This is a genomic window from Ramlibacter sp. GS1-15, assembly GCF_057785015.1.
This window is the reverse complement of the sequence record NZ_JBYNTU010000001.1, coordinates 2524213-2541926: the sequence shown is the minus strand read 5'-3', so window position 1 is coordinate 2541926 and position 17714 is coordinate 2524213. Positions and strand designations below refer to the sequence as shown.

Below are 17714 nucleotides of genomic sequence, written 5' to 3'. Positions count from 1 at the left end.
CGCTCGGGGATAATCCCTGCATGAGCGGCAACACCTTCGGCACCCTTTTCGCCGTCACCAATTTCGGCGAGTCGCACGGCCCGGCGATCGGCTGTGTCATCGACGGCTGCCCGCCCGGGATGGAACTCTCGGAAGCCGACATCCAGCCCGACCTGGATCGCCGCAAGCCCGGCACCAGCCGGCACGTCACCCAGCGGCAGGAAGCCGACCAGGTGGAGATCCTGTCCGGGGTGTACGAGGGCAAGACCACGGGCACACCGATCTGCCTGTTGATCCGCAACACCGACCAGCGCAGCAAGGACTATTCGGAGATCGCGCAGACCTTCCGACCGGGCCACGCGGACTACACCTACCTGCAGAAATACGGCCTGCGCGATCCGCGCGGCGGGGGCCGGGCGTCGGCCCGCCTGACGGCGCCCATGGTCGCGGCCGGCGCGGTGGCGAAGAAATGGCTCGCGCAGAAGTACGGCACGACCTTCCGCGGCTGCATGCAGCAGGTCGGCGAGATCGCGATCCCGTTCGAGAGCTGGGAGCACGTGCCCAACAACCCGTTTTTCGCGCCGATCGCGGACGTCTCGCACCTCGAGACGTACATGGACAGCCTGCGCAAGGCGGGCGATTCCTGCGGCGCGCGCATCCGCGTGACGGCGAGCCATGTGCCTGCGGGCCTGGGCGAGCCCCTGTTCGACCGGCTCGATGCGGATATCGCCTACGCGATGATGGGCATCAACGCCGTGAAGGGCGTCGAGATCGGCGCGGGCTTTTCAAGCGTCACCCAGCGCGGCACGACGCACGGCGATTCGCCGACGCCACAGGGCTTTCGCACCAACAATGCCGGCGGCGTGCTCGGCGGCATCAGCACGGGGCAGGACCTCGAGGTGTCCATCGCGATCAAGCCGACCAGCTCGATCATCAGCCCGCGCGAATCGATCAACCTGCAAGGCGAGCCCGTGGATGTGGTGACCAAGGGCCGCCACGATCCCTGCGTCGGCATCCGCGCAACGCCCATCGCCGAGGCGATGCTGGCGCTCGTCGTGATGGAGCACGTGCTGCGCCAGCGCGCGCAGAACGGCGACGTCGTGCCGCCGCTCAAAGCCATTCCCGCTTCCGCGCCCTGAAAGCGCGTGCCGCTCGCGCGGACCCTGCTCATCCTTCGGGCCTGTGGATGCGGCCGGCGCGAACGGAACTCGCGCCCCTGCGCTGAAGTCTCAACGGCATCACGTCTCGGAAAGGAACCGGTATGGAGCAATCCGTGCAGACCACGTCCAGCCAGCGCATCGACCTCACGCGATCCGCGGATGTCGCTTACTGGTGCCGCATCTTCGACGTTTCGATCGACCAATTGCGCGACGCGGTCCACCATGCCGGCCACCAAGTGGCGGAAGTCCGCCGGTACCTTTCGGCCTCCCGGCCGCAGACGAGCTGACGCTGTAGTCGTCGTCCTACCCCTGGCCGCTTGGCTCCTTGACGCCCGGGCGCAGCGGCGCGCGGGATAGTGCTCCTTGCACTGACGAAGGAGCAAGCATGGTGGATAAACCCAAGGCGAAGGACGCCGGCCGCGGCGCCCAGGCAACGGCCGAGAAGCAGCGCGAGATCCAGCGCGAGCAGGACAACAAGGACCAGGCGCAGGACAAGCAGGACGGCGGGCAGAAAGGCGACAAGGCTGTTCAGGCCGGCGCCCGCCAGCAACCGCAGCCGCCACTGGATGAGCGGCACCACGAAAAGCCCGGCATCGAGGCGCAGATGCAGCTCAAGCCGCGCTTCGACGCCCCTGACTACAGGGGCAGCGGCAAGCTCGAAGGCAAGGTGGCGATCATCACCGGGGGCGATTCGGGCATCGGCCGCTCGGTCGCGGTGCTGTATGCCCGCGAAGGGGCGGACGTGGCCATCGTGTACCTGACCGCGCACGAGGACGCGCAGGAAACGAAACGCTGCGTGGAGAAGGAAGGCCGGCGCTGTCTCCTGGTCCCGGGCGACGTGAAGGACTCGAAGTTCTGCAGTGAGGCCGTCGAGAAAACCGTCAAGGAATTCGGCCACCTGGACGTGCTCGTGAACAATGCGGCCTTCCAGGAGCACGCCCAGTCCATCGAGGACATCACCGACGAGCGGCTGGAGGAAACCTTCCGCACCAACATCTTCGGTTACTTCTACATGGCGCGCGCGGCCGTGCCGCACCTGAAGGAAGGCTCCAGCATCATCAACACCGCCTCGGTGGTCGCGCTGCGGGGCAGCTCGCACCTGCTCGATTATTCGTCGACGAAGGGGGCCATCATCGCGTTCACCCTGTCGATGGCGCAGAACCTCATCGACAAGGGCATTCGAGTCAACGCAGTCGCGCCCGGCCCCGTGTGGACGCCGCTCAATCCCGCCGACCAGAAGCCGGAAGCCGTCAGGAGTTTCGGCCAGGACACGGTGATGAAGCGCCCGGCCCAGCCCGAGGAACTGTCGCCCGCGTATGTGTTCCTGGCCGCGCCGGTGTGTTCAAGTTACATCACCGGCATCGTGCTGCCCGTGACGGGGAAGATCGGTTGACGTATAAACGCGGCCAGTTGCACCATACGACGGGCCGCCGATGCCGCGACTGAATTTCGTCAGGGAAGGAAAGGGACCGACCATCGTGTTGGCCCACGCGCTCGGCTGCGACCTCACGATGTGGGACGAGGTCGCGGCCCAGCTGGTCAAGGGCTTCACCGTCCTGCGCTACGACCAGCGCGGCCACGGCAAGTCGGACCCGGTGCCCGGCCCCTGCACGATCGCAGACCTCGCCGACGACGCGGCGGAACTGGTCGCGCGTGAAGCCGGCCGTGAGGTGCACTTCGTCGGCTTGTCCATGGGCGGCATGGTGGCGCAGCAGATTGCCGTGCGCCACCCCGAGCTGGTGAACAGCATCGTCGTCGCGAATTCGTCGAGCCATTACGACGAGACTTTCCGGGGCATGTGGCGCTCGCGGGTCGAGACGGCCTTGAATCTCGGCATGCCCGCGGTCGCCGACAAGGTGATGCCGCGCTGGTTCACGCGGGGTTATCGCGAATCGCCCGCAGGGCCGCGGCGCATCGCGCAGCTGCGCGCCGTGCTCGAGGCGATGGACGCCCGGACCTATGCGGCCTGCGCCGAGGCGGTGGGCCGCATCGATTTCTTCGCGACCAACCCGTTGATCGCCTGCCCGGCGCTCGTCATTGCCGGCACGCAGGACGAGGTCACGCCCGTTGCGATGTCGCACGCGATCTGCAATGCGATCTCCGGCGCCGAGCTGGCCACGCTGGACGCCGCGCACCTCAGCGCCGTGGAGCGGCCGGAAGAGTTCGCGGGCCTGGTGGCGGGGTTCATCCACCGCATCTGAAAGCTCACGCGCAGCAAGGTTGCGCGAACGGGGCTAGCATGCGCTGCATGAACGCGCCGCAACTCAAGATCGATTTCGTTTCCGATGTCTCCTGCCCCTGGTGTGCGATCGGGCTCGCCTCGCTCGAGCGCGCCCTGGAACGGCTGGACGGGCAGGTGGGGGCGCAATTGCACTTCCAGCCTTTCGAGCTCAATCCGTCGATGCCTGCGGGCGGGCAGGACATCACGGAGCACCTCACGCAGAAGTACCGCACGTCGCGCGAGCAGCAGGCCGCGGCCCGCGAGGCGATCCGCGAGCGCGGTGCGAGCGTCGGCTTCGACTTCCGCAAGGAAGGGCGTGACCGGATCTACAACACCTTCAATGCGCATCGCCTGTTGCATTGGGCCGGCCTGCAGGACCCGCAACGCCAGCTCGCCCTGAAGAAGGCCCTGTTCCAGGCCTACTTCACCGAAGGGCGCAGCCCCGAGGAGGCGCAGGTGCTGCTGGATTGCGTGGCCAAGGCCGGCCTCGACGTCGCCCGCGCTCGCGAGATCCTCGCCGGCGACGAGTACGCCCAGGACGTGCGCGGGCAGGAAGAGTTCTACACGAGCCACGGCATTCATGCGGTGCCGGCCGTGATCGTGAACGACCGGCACCTGATCCAGGGCGGCCAGCCGCCCGAGGTGTTCGAGCAGGCCTTGCGGCAGATCGCTTCGGCAGCGATCGCCTGATCAGCTGCGGGCCTCGACGAGGCCGGGTCCTACACGCCAATGCAGAAACCGGATGACACAATCCGGTACATCAGGAATACCGGCCTTTCCTGGCGGAACCGCGGCATGAACGTGCAGGCGCCATCGCTCGAGGACGAATTGCAGGACCTGCACGCCCGACTGGGGCGCTTGCGGAGCGAACTCGCGGCCGAGCGCAGCGCGCGCGAGAAGGCGCAGAAACAGGTCGCGCTCAAGGATGAATTCCTCGCCGTGGTGGCGCATGAGTTGCGGGCGCCGCTGGGGGCGATCCTGGGCTGGGCGCACATGTTGCGCCGCGCCCGCGCGCGGGACGACGTCGAGCGGGGCCTCGACGTGATCGAGCAGAGCGTGCATGTGCAGGCCAAACTGATCGAGGACCTGCTCGTGATGAGCCGCATGGCTTCGAACAAGCTCCGGCTCGACCTCGAACCGGTGGACCTGCGCTCGGTGATCGATGCGGCCGTGGAATCGGTGCGCCCGCTGTCGGACGAGAAGGAAATCCGCATCATCCGCTCGCACGGCCCGCCGGTCGAAGGTGTCCAGGGTGATCCCATGCGCCTGCAACAGGTGCTGGCCAACCTGCTCACCAACGCGATCAAGTTCACGCCCGCGCGGGGGCGAATCGAGATTTCGCTGAAGTCCTCGCCGGGATGGGCGGTGGTCACCGTGGCGGACTCGGGCTGCGGCATCGCACCCGAGCTGCTGCCGCACGTGTTCGAGCGTTTCCGGCAGGACCCGTCGGCCGCGCGCGCTCACGGCGGCCTGGGACTGGGCCTTGCCATCGCGCGGCACCTCGTCGAGCTGCATGGCGGCCGGATCGAGGCGCGCAGCGAAGGTGAAGGCCGCGGCGCGACCTTCACCGTGCGCTTGCCACTCGTTTAGGCGGTCCGCACCTCGATGCGGCGGGGCCGCGCTTCCTCGATCTTCGGGATCGCGAGGCGCAGCACGCCATCCTTCAGCGACGCCTCGATCCGCTCCGAGTCGAGCTCGCGGCTCAAGGTGAAGCTGCGGCGGTAAGTGGGGAACTGCGCTTCGCCGTAGACCAGCTCCATGTTCGGGGGGCCTTCGATCGCGGCGGTCGCCTCGATGGTCAGCGTTTCGCCGTCCACACGCACACCGAGCTGCTCGCGCGCCACGCCGGGCAGGTCGGCCAGCAGCGTGATGCCCGACTCGTTCTCGAACACGTCGACGGGCGGGATGACGAAGGGCTGCTCGCGACCTTCCGCGCGCTCGTCGGTGCGGCTGGCGAGCCGGTTGTCGGAAGTCTGGACTTGGTTGTTGGCCATGGCATGTCCTCCTTCAGTTCACGTCGATGCGGCGCGGCTTGCTCGATTCGCGCTTGGCGACCGTGATGCGCAGCACGCCGTCGCGGTACTTGGCCTCCACACGCGCGGGATCGGCCTCCTCGGGCAGGTTCACCACCCGGCGGAAGCTGCCGGCGAAGCGCTCCTGCGCGTACACGCTGGTCGCGTCGCCTTCTTCGGGAACCTGGCTCTTGCGCTCGCCGGCGATGACCAGCAGCCCGCGATCGACGGTGATCTGCAGGGCCGAGGCGTCGAGGCCGGGCGCGAAGGCCATGATTTCCACGGCATCGGGCGTGGTGCCCACGTTCATGACAGGAAAGGTCGCGCCGCTCAGGGCGCGGATGCTCGACCGCTCGGACGGCCGGAACACCGAGTCGAGAAGGCTCTGCAGGCGGTTCAGTTCCGAGAAGAGGTCCGCAGCAGGCCTGAGTGATGAAGCCATCATCTGAGATCTCCTGATCGACGTTGTCGAAACACGCGCAGCCGGCTGGCCGCGCGGTCAGGAGGTAATGGCGGCCGTCAGGATTTCAAGACGGTCGCCCGCCCAGCCGTTTCACTCGTAGGCCGAAGTGGGCACGCAGCTGCAGAACAGGTTGCGGTCGCCATAGACGTTGTCCACGCGGCCGATGGGCGGCCAGTACTTCGCGTGGCGGCGTTCGTCCAGGACGGCCGCGCCGACCTCGCGCGGGTAGGCGTGCTTCCACTCGCCCTTCATCAGTGCAGCGGCCGTGTGCGGCGCGTGCTTGAGCGGGTTGTCGTCCTGCGGCCATTCGCCGCGCTCGACGCGCCGGATCTCCTCGCGGATGGCGATCATTGCCGCGATGAAGCGGTCGAGCTCATCGAGCGTCTCGCTTTCGGTCGGCTCCACCATCAGCGTGTTCGCGACGGGGAACGACAGCGTCGGCGCGTGGAAGCCGTAGTCGATCAGGCGCTTGGCCACGTCCTCGGCCATGACGCCGCTGGTTTCCTTGAGGTGCCGCAGGTCCAGGATGCACTCGTGGGCGACATGGCCGTTCTCGCTGGCGTACAGCGTGGGGTAGTGATCGCGCAAACGCGCGCTGATGTAGTTCGCCGAGAGAATGGCGGTTTCGGTCGCGAGCTTCAGGCCCTCGGCGCCCATCATGCGGCAGTACATCCAGCTGATCGGCAGCACCGCGGCGTTGCCCAGGGGCGCGGCCGACACGGCGCCGACGCCATGGCTCTTCACGCCACCGGTCTCGTGGCCGGGCAGGAAGGGCACGAGGTCCTCGACCACGCACACGGGGCCCACGCCCGGGCCGCCGCCGCCGTGCGGGATGCAGAAGGTCTTGTGCAGGTTCAGGTGGCTCACGTCGCCGCCGAACTCGCCCGGCGCCGCGACGCCGACCAGCGCGTTCATGTTCGCGCCGTCCACGTACACGCGGCCGCCGTGCTGGTGCACTATCTGGCACAGCTCCTTCACCTGCTTCTCGAACACGCCATGGGTCGAGGGATAGGTGATCATCACGCAGGCCAGCTTGTCCCGGTGCTGCTCGCACTTGGCCTCGAGGTCGGCGAGGTCGACGTTGCCGCGCTCGTCGCAGGCCGTCACGACCACCTGCATGCCCGCCATCTGCGCGCTCGCCGGATTGGTGCCGTGCGCGGACGAGGGGATCAGGCAGACGTTGCGGTGCGCGTCGCCGCGGCTCTCGTGCCAGGCCTTGATCGCCAGCAGGCCCGCGTACTCGCCTTGCGAGCCGGCATTGGGTTGCAGGCTGATGCCGGCATAGCCGGTCGCCTGGCACAGCCACTCGCGCAGCTGCGCATCGAGCTCCGCATAGCCTTGCAACTGGTCGGCCGGCGCGAAGGGATGGACGTGCGCGAACTCGGGCCAGGTGATCGGGATCATCTCGCTCGTCGCGTTCAGCTTCATCGTGCAGCTGCCCAGCGGGATCATCGAGCGATCGAGCGCGAGGTCCTTGTCCGACAGCGCGCGGATGTAGCGCAGCATCCCGGTTTCCGAGTGGTGCGTGTTGAACACCGGGTGCGTGAGGAACGCGCTGGTGCGGCGCAGCCCCTCGGGGATCAGCGAGTCGATGCCTTTCTCGAACTTCGCGATGTCGGGCAGCGGCTGGTTCGGCCTGGCGAACACTCTCCACAGCATCTCGATGTCGGCGCGCGTGGTCGTCTCGTCCAGCGAGATGCAGATGTATTCGTCCCAGGCCGTGCGCACATTGGCGCGCATCGAATGGGCCTTCGCGACGAGCTGCTGCGTGGCTTCGCCCGTGTGCAGCGAGATCGTGTCGAACGCGCCGTGCTGCAGTCGCGGCGCGTGACCGAGCTGCTCCAGGCCCTTTGCCAGGATCGCGGTGTAGCTCGCGACGCGCTGCGCGATGCGCTTGAGGCCCTGCGGGCCGTGGTACACGGCGTACATGCTCGCGAGCACCGCCGGCAGCACCTGCGCCGTGCAGATGTTGGACGTCGCCTTCTCGCGGCGGATGTGCTGCTCGCGCGTCTGCAGCGCGAGCCGGTAGGCGGGGTTGCCGTGCGAATCGACGCTGACGCCGACGAGACGCCCGGGCAGGGAGCGCTTGAATTCATCGCGGCATGCCAGGTAAGCGGCATGCGGACCGCCGGCGCCCATCGGAACGCCGAAGCGCTGCGTGGTACCGCAGGCGATGTCCACCTCCCACTCGCCGGGCGGCGTGATCAGCGTCAGCGCGAGCAGGTCGGCGGCGACGATGAACGCGGCGCCCTTCGCGTGGACGGTGGGCACGTCGGCGCGCATGTCGTGAATCTGGCCGCTGGTCGCCGGGTATTGCGCGAGCACGGCGAAGTAGTCGCCCTGCAGTGCCGTCGCCCATTCCTCGGCGGAGTTCGCAACAGCGACCTCGATGCCCAGGGGCCTGGCGCGGGTCCGGATCACCTCGATGGTCTGCGGATGGCAGTCGCCCGCCACGACGAAGCGCTGGCTCTTGCTCTTCACACTGCGCTTGGCAAGCGTCATCGCTTCGGCGGCCGCGGTGGCTTCATCGAGCATCGACGCGTTGGCGATGGCCATGCCCGTGAGGTCGCACACCATCGTCTGAAAGTTGACCAGCGCCTCCATGCGGCCCTGGCTGATCTCCGCCTGGTAGGGCGTGTACGCCGTGTACCACGCAGGGTTCTCGAGGATGTTGCGCAGGATGACGCCCGGCGTGTACGTGCCGTAATAACCCTGGCCGATGAAGCTCTTGAAGACCTGGTTCTTCGAGGCGATCGCCTTCAGCTCCGCCAGCGCCGCCGCTTCGCTCGCCGGCGGCGGCAACTTCATCGCGGCCGAACGCGCGATCGAGCGCGGCACGATGCTGTCGATCAGCGCGCGGCGCGACGCCTCGCCGATCGCGGAAAGCATCAGCTTCTCGTCGTCCTCGCTGATCCCGATGTGTCGCGGGATGAATTCGGAAAGGTTCTCGAGCTCGCCCAGGGGGCGGGCGGAAGGCATCAGCATGCAAACTCCGTCAAGACACTGGAACTCAGTGCGCGTTCTTCGTGAACTTCGCGTACTCGGGCTCGTCCATGAGCACGTCGAATTCGGCCATGTCCTTGATCAGGATCTTGAAGAACCAGCCGTTGCCCATCGGGTCGGTGTTGGCCAGCGCGGGGTTGGCGCGCAGTTCCTCGTTCACCTCCGTCACTTCACCGGTGATGGGCATGTACACGTCCGCCGCGGCTTTCACCGACTCGACGACACCCGCGGTCTCGCCCTTGTTGTAGGTGCGGCCGATCTCGGGCAGGTCCACGAAGACGACGTCGCCCAAGGCATCCTGCGCGTGCAGCGTGATGCCGACGACGGCGGCCTCATGGTCTTCGAGCTGGATCCACTCGTGCTCCTGCGTGTACTTGACGGTCATGCGGTTCTCCTGGTGTTGGTCGGTTCTTCAGCCACGGTAGTAGCGGTTCGGCACGAAAGGCATGGGCGCGACTTCCATGGGCACGGGCTTGCCGCGCACGATGGCGTTCACGCGCGTCCCGGGGCTCGCGCACGAGGCCTCAACGTAGCCCATCGCGATGGGCTTGTCGATGGTGGGAGCGAGCAGGCCGCTCGTCACCTCACCGATGCGCTGTCCTTGCGTGTCCTGCAGTTCGGTGTGCTCGCGGACCGGCACGCGTTCCAGCGCGACCAGACCCACGCGCTTGCGCGGCAATGGCGCGGTGCCGTCGAGTTGGCCGAGCACCTTGTCCGCGCCCGGGAAGCCGCCGGCTCGCGCGCCGCCGGTGCGCCGCACCTTCTGGATCGCCCAGTTGAGCTGCGCTTCGACGGGCGTGGTGGTCGTGTCGATGTCGTTGCCGTAAAGGCAAAGGCCGGCTTCCAGGCGCAGCGAATTGCGCGCGCCGAGGCCGATCGGCTTGACCTCCGCTTGCGCGAGCAGGGCGCGGGCGAGCGCCTCGGCCTGCGATTCATGGACGGAGATCTCGAAGCCATCCTCGCCGGTGTAGCCGCTGCGCGTGATGAAGAGGTCTGCGCCTTGCCACTGGAACGCGCCGCCCGTCATGAACACGAGTTTCTCGCTACCGGGCACAAGGCGCTTCAATGCATCGACCGCCTGGGGCCCCTGCAGCGCAAGGAGGGCGCGCTCGGGCATGGGGACCACCTCGCAGCGCGAGCCGATCTTCGCCTTCATGTGCGCGATGTCGCCGACCTTGCACGCGCCGTTGACGATCACGAAGATGTGGTCGCCCCGGTTGACGAACATCAGGTCGTCGATGATGGTTCCCTCATCGGTGAGCAGCAGGCCGTAGCGCTGCTTGCCTTCCGCCAGCCCGATCACGTCCACGGGCATCAGGGACTCGAACGCCGCCGCCGCATCGCTGCCGGCCAGCCGCAGCTGGCCCATGTGCGAAACGTCGAACAGGCCCGCCGATTCGCGCGTCTGGCGGTGCTCAGCCATCAGGCCAGCGGGATATTGGACCGGCATCGAGTAGCCGGCGAAGGGAACCATGCGTGCGCCGAGCTCCACATGCAGGGCATGCAGCGGCGTCTTGAGAAGCTGATCTTGGCTGTCGCTGGACAAGCGGATCTCCATCAAGGGCGGGCAAACCATCGTACAGACGATGGGGCTGCCCTGCTGTCCGCTTTACCTGAGAGATTCACCCCGTAACAAGGGTTTGCTCCTTCGGTGGGCTTCGTGGCGAAGCCTCTCTCCAGCAAGGTGAACGCCCCGGCGATGCGGGGCGCCTTGTCAGTCCTGGGTGCCTGAGCGTTCGGCTGTCGCCTGCGCCTTCGGCGGCTGCGTTGACTGCGCGCAGCTCTCTCCTGACGGCGCGAATTGTACCCGCGCGCCAGGAGCCCCGGTCACGCGCGGGCGCCGGCGGGAAGCGCCGTCGCCTGCTCTGCGCGCTTGTCGTGGCCGACGGTGAAGACCAGCACGATGGCGACGACGGTCAGCAGCGCCAGGAACAGCACGGCGTAGAAATCGTTGCCGGTCCGGTCCTTCAGCGCGCCGAAGATGGTCGGGCCGATGTAGCCGCCCAGGTTGCCGATGGAGTTGATCCAGGCGATGCCGGCCGCCGCCGCGGTGCCGCTCAGGAAGGCGGTGGGCAGCGTCCAGAACACCGGCAGCGCGGTGAAGATGCCGAAGGCCGCGAGCGTCACGAAGGCCATCTTCGGGACCGGCGCCGCGTTCATCGCGGCGCCCACCAGGCCGGCGCAGATGCACACGAGCGACAGCAGGATGAAGCCCTTGCGCTCCTTCATCGCGTCGGACTTGCGGGTCCACCAGATCATCGCGATGGCGCCCACCAGGTAGGGGAAGGCATTGATGAAGCCGATCTGCACGTTCGACAGGCCGCCGAAGCCGCGGATGATCTGCGGCAGGAAGAAGCCCAGGCCGTACAGCGGCACCGTGACGCCCATGTAGACGAAGCCCAGGGCGATCACGCGCCAGTTGGCCAGCGACTGCTTCCAGGAAATCTGGTGGATGGTCTCGCGGTTGCGGCGCTCGGCATCCAGCGTGTCCTTCAGCCAGCGGCGCTCTTCCTCGGTGAGCCACTTGGCGTCGTTCGGGCTGTCGGGCAGGTACAGCAGCACGAAGACGGTGAGGACCAGCGCGGGCAGCGCCTCCAGGATGAACAGCCACTGCCAGCCATGCATGCCGGCGACGCCGTCCATGTTCAGGATGTAGCCGGAGATCGGCGAGCCGATCACGGTGGAGATCGGGATCGCGAACATGAACCAGCCGACGATGCGGGCGCGGTAGGCGGACGGGAACCACAGCGTGATGTAGAAGATCACGCCGGGGAAGAACCCGGCCTCGGCGATGCCGAGCAGGAAGCGCATGACGTTGAAGCTTGTCGTGCCGCCGACCCAGGCCTGGGCCGCGGAGATCAGGCCCCACGTGAACATGATGCGCGCGATCCAGCGGCGCGCGCCGAAGCGTTCGAGGGCCAGGTTGCTGGGCACTTCGAACAGGAAGTAGGCGATGAAGAAGATGCCGGCGGCGCTGCCGAACACGGAGCTGCTGAAGCCCAGGTCCTTCGACATGGCAGATCCGGCGAAGCCCAGGTTGACGCGATCAAGGTAGGCGACGAAGTAGCTGATCATCAGCAGCGGCAGCAGCCGCCAGCTGATTTTCGACATGGTTTTCTCTGCAGGCGAATTCATCGCAGAAGGTTCCTCAGGGAAAAAGGGATCGGGACGGCAGCGCGATCTGCCGGTGCCAGGAAGAAGGCGTGCGTTCGGACAGCTTGTGGGCTATCCAGGCAGCAGGATAGGCTGGTGCAGGGGCTCGTCGGACCCGGGTAAGCTCGGGGTTTGCTGAAATCAAGCTGACGGCTGGCCCTGCGGCCCGCCCCTGCCGCGATCACATGTTCACGTAGTTCGGGCCGCCGCCGCCTTCGGGCGTCACCCACACGATGTTCTGTGTCGGGTCCTTGATGTCGCAGGTCTTGCAGTGCACGCAGTTCTGCGCGTTGATCTGCAGGCGCGCACCGCCCCCTTCGGCCTCGACGAACTCGTACACGCCCGCGGGGCAGTAGCGGCCCTCGGGCCCCGCGTACTTCGAGAGGTTCACCTGCACCGGGACCGACGCATCGCGCAGGGTCAGGTGGGCCGGCTGGTCCTCGGCATGGTTGGTGTTGGAGATGAACACCGACGAGAGGCGGTCGAACGTGAGCTTGCCGTCCGGCTTCGGGTACGCGATCGGCTCGCACTCGGAGGCGGGCTTCAGGTATGCGTAGTCCGGCTTGTCGCGATGCAAGGTCCAGGGCATGCGGCCGCCGAACACCTTCTGCTCGATGCCGTTCATGATGGTCGCCGGCCACAGCCCCTTCTTGAACCAGGCCTTGAAGTTGCGCGAGCGGTTCAACTCGTCGTGCAGCCACGAGCGCTCGAAGGCCTCGGGGTACGACGTGAGCTCGTCGCGCTGGCGACCGGCCGTGACGGCCGCATACGCCGATTCGGCCGCGAGCATGCCGCTCTTGATCGCGGCGTGGCTGCCCTTGATGCGCGCAGCGTTCAGGTAGCCGGCGTCGTCGCCGACCATCGCGCCGCCCGGGAAGACCTGCCTGGGCAGCGACAGCAGGCCGCCCGCCGTGATCGCGCGCGCGCCGTACGAGATGCGCTTGCCGCCCTCGAGATACCAGCGGATGTTGCGGTGGGTCTTCCAGCGCTGCATCTCCTCGAAGGGGCTGAGGTACGGGTTCGCGTAGTCCAGCCCGGTGATGAAGCCCAGCGAGACCTGGTTGTTCTCCATGTGGTACAGGAACGCGCCGCCGTAGGTGTCGTTCTGCAGCGGCCAGCCCGCGGTGTGCAGCACGAGGCCCGCTTCGTGGCGCTGGGGGTCGATCTCCCACAGCTCCTTCACGCCGATGCCGTAGGCCTGCGGGTCGCGCCCGTCGGCGAGCCTGAAGCGGTCGATCAATTGGCGGCCGAGGTGGCCGCGGCAGCCTTCGGCGAAGATCGTGTACTTCGCATGCAGCTCCATGCCGAGCTGGAAATTCCCGGTGGGCTCGCCGTCCTTGCCGACGCCCATGTTCCCCGTGGCCACGCCTTTGACGGCACCTTTCTCGTCGTACAGGATTTCGGCCGCGGGAAAGCCGGGGAAGATCTCGACGCCCAGGCTTTCCGCCTGCTGCGCCATCCAGCGCACGACGTTGCCCAGGCTGACGATGTAGTTGCCGTGGTTCTGGAAGATCTTCGGCAGCGCGAAGTTGGGCACGCGAAACGACCCGGTCTCCGACAGGAACACCATCGCGTCGTCGGTCACCGGCTGGTTCAGCGGCGCGCCTTTCTCCTTCCAGTCCGGGATGAGCTCGGTGAGCGCGCGCGGGTCCATCACCGCGCCCGAGAGGATGTGAGCGCCGGGCTCGGAACCCTTCTCCAGCACGACCACGGACACGTCCGTGCCGTGCTCGGCCGCCAATTGCTTCAGGCGGATGGCGGTGGACAGGCCGGCCGGGCCGCCGCCGACGACCACGACGTCGTACTCCATCGCTTCGCGGGGACCGAACTGCGCCAGGATTTCGTCGTGCGTCATGGGAGCTTCTGCCTTGTTGTGGCGTGATAATAGTTTTCGAGCGGCTGACATTTTAGGCAGGAGACTCTTGTGAGTTACAGCATTGATCTATCGGGCCGCGTCGCGTTGGTGACCGGCGCATCGAGCGGCCTGGGCGCGCAGTTCGCGCGCACGCTGGCCCGCGCGGGCGCAGCCGTGGTGCTCGCCGCGCGCCGCGTCGAGAAACTGAAGGACCTGCGCGCGCAGATCGAAGGCGAAGGGTTCGACGCGCACGTGGTGCCGCTGGACGTCACCGACGTGGACAGCATCCGCGCGGCGGTGGCGCATGCCGAAACCGAGGTCGGCTCGATCGACATCCTCGTGAACAACGCGGGGGTGGCGTCGACCAATGCGCTCCAGGACGCGACCGAGGAGGAGTTCGACTTCGTCTTCGACACCAACGTGAAGGGCGCCTTCTTCGTTGCCCAGGAAGTCGGCAAACGCATGCTCGCGCGTGCCAAGGGCGCCGCGCCCGGCACGTACACCGGCGGGCGGATCATCAACGTCGCCTCGATGGCGGGCCTGAAGGTGCTGCCGCGCATCGGCGTGTACGCGATGAGCAAGGCCGCGGTCGTGCAGATGACCAAGGCGATGGCCCTCGAATGGGGCCGCTTCGAGATCAACGTGAACGCGCTGTGCCCCGGCTACATCGACACCGAGATCAACCACCACCAGTGGGAGACCGAGCGCGGCAAGAAGCTCATCGACATGCTGCCGCGCAAGCGCCTGGGCTCGCCTGAGGACCTCGACGCGCTGATCGTGCTGCTGGCCAGCCACCAGAGCCACTTCATCAATGGCGCCGTGATCGCGGCCGACGACGGCTTCGGCGTCTGATCTATTTCTTTTCCCTGGGCACCCGTCCCATCAGGTAGAACTCCGGGTTGGGCATCATGTTAGAGAAGCTCGCCATCCGGTTCGACAGGCCGAAGAACGCCGTGATCGCGGCGATGTCCCAGATGTCCTCGTCCGAAAAGCCGTGCGCGTGCAGCGGCGGGAAGTCGCTCTCGCCGATCTCGTGCGAGCGCAGGCACACCTTCATCGCGAAGTCGAGCATCGCCTTCTGGCGCGGCGTGATGTCGGCCTTGAGGTAGTTCACCGCCACCTGGTCGGCCACCAGCGGCTTCTTCTCGTAGATGCGCAGGATCGCGCCGTGCGCGACGACGCAGTACAGGCACTGGTTCGCGGCGCTCGTCGTGGTGACGATCATCTCGCGCTCGCCTTTGGTGAGGCCGCTGTCGCGCCCGACCGTGTCGGGCGCCATCAGCGCGTCGTGGTAGGCGAAGAACGCGCGCCACTCGGCCGGGCGGCGCGCGAGGGCCAGGAAGACGTTGGGCACGAAGCCGGACTTCTCCTGCACCTCGAGGATGCGGGCGCGGATGTCGTCGGGCACGTCCTTGATTTCCGGAGCGGGGTAGCGGTTCATGCCGCGATTATCCTGTGGGCACGTCAAGAAGGAGCACCCATGGAACTCTCGAACGATCCCGTCACGCAGGCCGGCCTCGCGACCCGGCGCAAGGTCCTGGGCAACGACTACGTGCAGGCCGCGCTCGACAAGGCGACGCCATTCAATGCGCCGCTGCAGGAGCTCGTCACCCGGAACGCCTGGGGCAACACGTGGCAGCGCCAGGGCATCGACCTGAAGACGCGCAGCATCGTGACTGTTTCGATGCTGGTGGCGCTGGGCCGCATGCATGAGCTCAAGATCCACGTGCGCGGGGCCCTGAACAATGGCGTGACGCCCGGGGAACTGCAGGAGATCTTCCTGCATGCGAGCGTCTATTGCGGCTTTCCGGCGGCGGTGGATGCGTTCCGCACGGCGAGCGAGGTGATCGAGACGAAGCAGGGCTAGGCCGCGCCGGCCATCAGCTTGTGCACGAGGTCGGCCGTCGTGCTGGCCTTGTACTTGCGCATGAGGCGTGCCCGGTAGATCTCCACCGTTCGGTGGCTGATCGTGAGCGCCTTGCCGATCTCCTTGCTGGTCATGCCGTCGAGCAGCCGCGCGGCCACTTCGCGCTCGCGGGCGGTGAGCTCGGCCTTCACCGGGCGCTGCGAGCTCAGGTCCTCGAAGGCCCAGATGCCCGATTCGTGCGGCGCGTCGCGATTGAGCGCATGGCCCGTCACGTGGCACCAGAACACTTCGCCGTTGGCGCGCTTCATGATGCGGTCGTCCGCGTAGTGGCCGCGGGCGTTGAGGATCGGCGCCATGCGCGCGCCCAGCCGCTCGTATTCGTCAGCGCTCGGGTAGAGCACCATGAAGGACTGCCCCACCAGCAGGTCGTGCGACCACCCGAACATGTCGCACAGCTGCTGGTTGCAGTCCACAATGGCGCGATTGCGCGAGACGCACAGGCCCACGGGCGCGAGGTTGAATGCCAGGCGGTAGTCCACGTCCACGGGGCTAACCTTTACGAAGAACTACGTAGCGCATTAGGTAGTATCGTAGCGGCATTCCGCAGCTGAACGGCTGAGGGTTTACACGCGCGTTTTCCAGGAGTCCCACTCGTGAACAAGCTCTATCCCAACGCCGCGGCGGCGCTCGATGGCGTCGTGAAGGACGGGCAGCTGCTCGCCGTCGGCGGCTTCGGCCTGTGCGGCATCCCCGAGGCGCTGATCGAGGCGCTCAAGGCGAGCGGGGTCAGGAACCTCACCGCCATCTCCAACAACGCCGGCGTCGACGATTTCGGCCTCGGCAAGCTGCTGCAGACGCGCCAGATCAGGAAGATGATCTCGTCGTACGTCGGCGAGAACAAGGAGTTCGAGCGCCAGTACCTCGCGGGCGAACTCGAGCTCGAATTCACGCCGCAGGGCACGCTCGCCGAGAAGCTGCGCGCGGGCGGTGCCGGCATCCCGGCGTTCTTCACGAAGACCGGCGTCGGCACGATGGTCGCCGAAGGCAAGGAGCTGCGCGAGTTCGACGGCGAGACCTACGTGATGGAGCGCTCGCTGGTGCCGGATGTCGCACTCGTCAAGGCGCACGTCGCGGACAAATCGGGCAACCTGCGCTTCCGCCTGACGGCGCGCAACTTCAACCCCGCCGTCGCGATGGCCGGCAAGGTCTGCATCGTCGAAGTGGAGAAGATCGTCGAGGTGGGCGAGCTCGCGCCGGACGACATCCACCTGCCCGGCATCTACGTGCACCGCATCGTGCACAACCCGAATCCCGAGAAGCGCATCGAGAAGCGCACCACGCGTACCGCCTGAAGGAGTAGCAGACATGCCCTGGACCCAAGAGCAGATGGCCGCCCGCGCGGCGCAGGAACTGCAGGACGGCTTCTACGTGAACCTCGGCATCGGCATCCCGACGCTGGTGGCCAATTACACCGGCGACAAGGAAGTCTGGCTGCAGTCGGAAAACGGCATGCTGGGCATCGGCCCGTTCCCGACGGACGCGGAAGTCGACGCCGACCTGATCAATGCCGGCAAGCAGACGGTGACCACGATCAAGGGCTCGTCGATCTTCGGCAGCCACGATTCGTTCGCGATGATCCGCGGCGGCAAGATCAACCTGTCGATCCTGGGCGCGATGCAGGTGAGCGAGCACGGCGACCTCGCCAACTGGATGATTCCCGGCAAGATGGTCAAGGGCATGGGCGGCGCGATGGACCTGGTCGCCGGCGTGAAGCGCTGCATCGTCCTGATGGAGCACGTGGCGAAGAAGAAAGATGGCAGCGAGGACTTCAAGATCCTGCCGAAGTGCACGCTGCCGCTGACGGGCGTGGGCGTGATCGACCGCATCATCACCGACCTGGGCGTGATGGACGTGACGCCGCAAGGCCTGAAGCTCGTCGAGCTCGCACCGGGCGTGACGCGCGAATTCATCCAGTCGAAGACGGGCGTTCCGCTGCACTGA

At 66.9% G+C, this 17714-nt stretch carries 19 protein-coding genes and 2 riboswitches; of the genes, 10 read left to right on the top strand and 9 right to left on the bottom strand.

What is annotated here, in order from left to right:
* Positions 1–20 precede the first annotated feature (20 nt).
* The 6 genes from aroC (at position 21) to AC3EF3_RS12705 (ending at position 4950) form a co-directional block, all read left to right on the top strand.
* Positions 21–1118: a chorismate synthase gene (gene aroC / locus AC3EF3_RS12730; RefSeq protein ID WP_488532520.1), complete on the top strand. Its 1098-nt coding sequence runs from the start codon at positions 21–23 to the stop codon at positions 1116–1118.
* A 122-nt stretch (positions 1119–1240) separates the two neighbouring features.
* Positions 1241–1426 (top strand): DUF3606 domain-containing protein, encoded by a 186-nt coding sequence (locus AC3EF3_RS12725; protein WP_488532519.1) that lies wholly within the window; start codon positions 1241–1243, stop codon positions 1424–1426.
* A 98-nt stretch (positions 1427–1524) separates the two neighbouring features.
* Complete coding sequence (locus AC3EF3_RS12720; RefSeq protein ID WP_488532518.1) at positions 1525–2532, top strand: SDR family oxidoreductase; 1008 nt, start codon at positions 1525–1527, stop codon at positions 2530–2532.
* Positions 2533–2572: 40 nt separating this feature from the next.
* Positions 2573–3340: an alpha/beta fold hydrolase gene (locus AC3EF3_RS12715; RefSeq protein ID WP_488532517.1), complete on the top strand. Its 768-nt coding sequence runs from the start codon at positions 2573–2575 to the stop codon at positions 3338–3340.
* A 47-nt stretch (positions 3341–3387) separates the two neighbouring features.
* Positions 3388–4050, top strand: coding sequence for a DsbA family oxidoreductase (locus AC3EF3_RS12710; protein WP_488532516.1), 663 nt, complete (start codon positions 3388–3390; stop codon positions 4048–4050).
* Positions 4051–4155: 105 nt separating this feature from the next.
* Entirely contained in the window at positions 4156–4950 is a 795-nt protein-coding gene (locus tag AC3EF3_RS12705) for a sensor histidine kinase (protein WP_488532515.1), read from the top strand.
* On the opposite strand, the gene AC3EF3_RS12700 is transcribed toward AC3EF3_RS12705, so the two are convergent.
* The 7 genes from AC3EF3_RS12700 to AC3EF3_RS12670 all read right to left on the bottom strand — a co-directional run bounded on the left by AC3EF3_RS12700 (position 4947) and on the right by AC3EF3_RS12670 (position 13846).
* Positions 4947–5354 (bottom strand): Hsp20/alpha crystallin family protein, encoded by a 408-nt coding sequence (locus tag AC3EF3_RS12700; protein ID WP_488532514.1) that lies wholly within the window; start codon positions 5352–5354, stop codon positions 4947–4949. The two genes, AC3EF3_RS12705 and AC3EF3_RS12700, sit on opposite strands and share 4 nt — an antisense overlap.
* Positions 5355–5367: 13 nt before the next feature.
* The gene (locus tag AC3EF3_RS12695) at positions 5368–5814 is read right to left on the bottom strand and encodes an Hsp20/alpha crystallin family protein (RefSeq protein ID WP_488533785.1); all 447 of its coding nucleotides are present in this window, start codon (positions 5812–5814) and stop codon (positions 5368–5370) included.
* Positions 5815–5925: 111 nt separating this feature from the next.
* On the bottom strand, positions 5926–8820 hold the full coding sequence (gene gcvP, locus AC3EF3_RS12690; protein ID WP_488532513.1) for an aminomethyl-transferring glycine dehydrogenase: 2895 nt from the start codon (positions 8818–8820) through the stop codon (positions 5926–5928).
* 25 nt (positions 8821–8845) lie between these two features.
* Positions 8846–9223 (bottom strand): glycine cleavage system protein GcvH, encoded by a 378-nt coding sequence (gene gcvH, locus AC3EF3_RS12685; RefSeq protein ID WP_488532512.1) that lies wholly within the window; start codon positions 9221–9223, stop codon positions 8846–8848.
* Between the two features lie 27 nt (positions 9224–9250).
* Complete coding sequence (gene gcvT / locus AC3EF3_RS12680; RefSeq protein WP_488532511.1) at positions 9251–10384, bottom strand: glycine cleavage system aminomethyltransferase GcvT; 1134 nt, start codon at positions 10382–10384, stop codon at positions 9251–9253.
* Between the two features lie 44 nt (positions 10385–10428).
* A riboswitch (glycine riboswitch) is annotated at positions 10429–10528 on the bottom strand.
* A gap of 15 nt (positions 10529–10543) precedes the next feature.
* Positions 10544–10639, bottom strand: a riboswitch (glycine riboswitch).
* A gap of 26 nt (positions 10640–10665) precedes the next feature.
* Positions 10666–11949, bottom strand: coding sequence for an MFS transporter (locus tag AC3EF3_RS12675; RefSeq protein WP_488532510.1), 1284 nt, complete (start codon positions 11947–11949; stop codon positions 10666–10668).
* Positions 11950–12172: 223 nt separating this feature from the next.
* Positions 12173–13846 (bottom strand): electron transfer flavoprotein-ubiquinone oxidoreductase, encoded by a 1674-nt coding sequence (locus AC3EF3_RS12670; protein ID WP_488532509.1) that lies wholly within the window; start codon positions 13844–13846, stop codon positions 12173–12175.
* Between the two features lie 69 nt (positions 13847–13915).
* Here AC3EF3_RS12670 and AC3EF3_RS12665 point away from each other — a divergent pair, with 69 nt between their 5' ends.
* Positions 13916–14698: an SDR family oxidoreductase gene (locus AC3EF3_RS12665; RefSeq protein ID WP_488532508.1), complete on the top strand. Its 783-nt coding sequence runs from the start codon at positions 13916–13918 to the stop codon at positions 14696–14698.
* A gap of 1 nt (position 14699) precedes the next feature.
* Here AC3EF3_RS12665 and AC3EF3_RS12660 read toward each other — a convergent pair whose 3' ends face one another.
* Positions 14700–15287 carry a peroxidase-related enzyme gene (locus AC3EF3_RS12660; RefSeq protein WP_488532507.1) on the bottom strand — a complete coding sequence of 196 codons (588 nt, stop codon included), beginning with the start codon at positions 15285–15287 and terminating at the stop codon, positions 14700–14702.
* A 39-nt stretch (positions 15288–15326) separates the two neighbouring features.
* Here AC3EF3_RS12660 and AC3EF3_RS12655 point away from each other — a divergent pair, with 39 nt between their 5' ends.
* Complete coding sequence (locus AC3EF3_RS12655) at positions 15327–15713, top strand: carboxymuconolactone decarboxylase family protein (RefSeq protein ID WP_488532506.1); 387 nt, start codon at positions 15327–15329, stop codon at positions 15711–15713.
* Here AC3EF3_RS12655 and AC3EF3_RS12650 read toward each other — a convergent pair.
* Positions 15710–16258: a LuxR C-terminal-related transcriptional regulator gene (locus AC3EF3_RS12650; RefSeq protein ID WP_488532505.1), complete on the bottom strand. Its 549-nt coding sequence runs from the start codon at positions 16256–16258 to the stop codon at positions 15710–15712. The genes AC3EF3_RS12655 and AC3EF3_RS12650 overlap by 4 nt on opposite strands.
* Positions 16259–16366: 108 nt before the next feature.
* On the opposite strand from AC3EF3_RS12650, the gene AC3EF3_RS12645 reads away from it, so the two are divergent.
* Both AC3EF3_RS12645 and AC3EF3_RS12640 read left to right on the top strand, forming a co-directional pair.
* Positions 16367–17065: a CoA transferase subunit A gene (locus AC3EF3_RS12645; protein ID WP_488532504.1), complete on the top strand. Its 699-nt coding sequence runs from the start codon at positions 16367–16369 to the stop codon at positions 17063–17065.
* 13 nt (positions 17066–17078) lie between these two features.
* Positions 17079–17714 carry a 3-oxoacid CoA-transferase subunit B gene (locus AC3EF3_RS12640; protein WP_488532503.1) on the top strand — a complete coding sequence of 212 codons (636 nt, stop codon included), beginning with the start codon at positions 17079–17081 and terminating at the stop codon, positions 17712–17714.

What these genes read in the sequence shown, in the direction of transcription:
- aroC (WP_488532520.1), top strand. Translation starts at nt 21, where the DNA reads ATGAGCGGCAACACCTTCGGCACCCTTTTCGCCGTCACCAATTTCGGC.
- AC3EF3_RS12725 (WP_488532519.1), top strand. Translation starts at nt 1,241, where the DNA reads ATGGAGCAATCCGTGCAGACCACGTCCAGCCAGCGCATCGACCTCACG.
- AC3EF3_RS12720 (WP_488532518.1), top strand. Translation starts at nt 1,525, where the DNA reads ATGGTGGATAAACCCAAGGCGAAGGACGCCGGCCGCGGCGCCCAGGCA.
- AC3EF3_RS12715 (WP_488532517.1), top strand. Translation starts at nt 2,573, where the DNA reads ATGCCGCGACTGAATTTCGTCAGGGAAGGAAAGGGACCGACCATCGTG.
- AC3EF3_RS12710 (WP_488532516.1), top strand. Translation starts at nt 3,388, where the DNA reads ATGAACGCGCCGCAACTCAAGATCGATTTCGTTTCCGATGTCTCCTGC.
- AC3EF3_RS12705 (WP_488532515.1), top strand. Translation starts at nt 4,156, where the DNA reads ATGAACGTGCAGGCGCCATCGCTCGAGGACGAATTGCAGGACCTGCAC.
- AC3EF3_RS12700 (WP_488532514.1), bottom strand. Translation starts at nt 5,354, where the DNA reads ATGGCCAACAACCAAGTCCAGACTTCCGACAACCGGCTCGCCAGCCGC.
- AC3EF3_RS12695 (WP_488533785.1), bottom strand. Translation starts at nt 5,814, where the DNA reads ATGGCTTCATCACTCAGGCCTGCTGCGGACCTCTTCTCGGAACTGAAC.
- gcvP (WP_488532513.1), bottom strand. Translation starts at nt 8,820, where the DNA reads ATGCTGATGCCTTCCGCCCGCCCCCTGGGCGAGCTCGAGAACCTTTCC.
- gcvH (WP_488532512.1), bottom strand. Translation starts at nt 9,223, where the DNA reads ATGACCGTCAAGTACACGCAGGAGCACGAGTGGATCCAGCTCGAAGAC.
- AC3EF3_RS12675 (WP_488532510.1), bottom strand. Translation starts at nt 11,949, where the DNA reads ATGTCGAAAATCAGCTGGCGGCTGCTGCCGCTGCTGATGATCAGCTAC.
- AC3EF3_RS12670 (WP_488532509.1), bottom strand. Translation starts at nt 13,846, where the DNA reads ATGACGCACGACGAAATCCTGGCGCAGTTCGGTCCCCGCGAAGCGATG.
- AC3EF3_RS12660 (WP_488532507.1), bottom strand. Translation starts at nt 15,287, where the DNA reads ATGAACCGCTACCCCGCTCCGGAAATCAAGGACGTGCCCGACGACATC.
- AC3EF3_RS12655 (WP_488532506.1), top strand. Translation starts at nt 15,327, where the DNA reads ATGGAACTCTCGAACGATCCCGTCACGCAGGCCGGCCTCGCGACCCGG.
- AC3EF3_RS12640 (WP_488532503.1), top strand. Translation starts at nt 17,079, where the DNA reads ATGCCCTGGACCCAAGAGCAGATGGCCGCCCGCGCGGCGCAGGAACTG.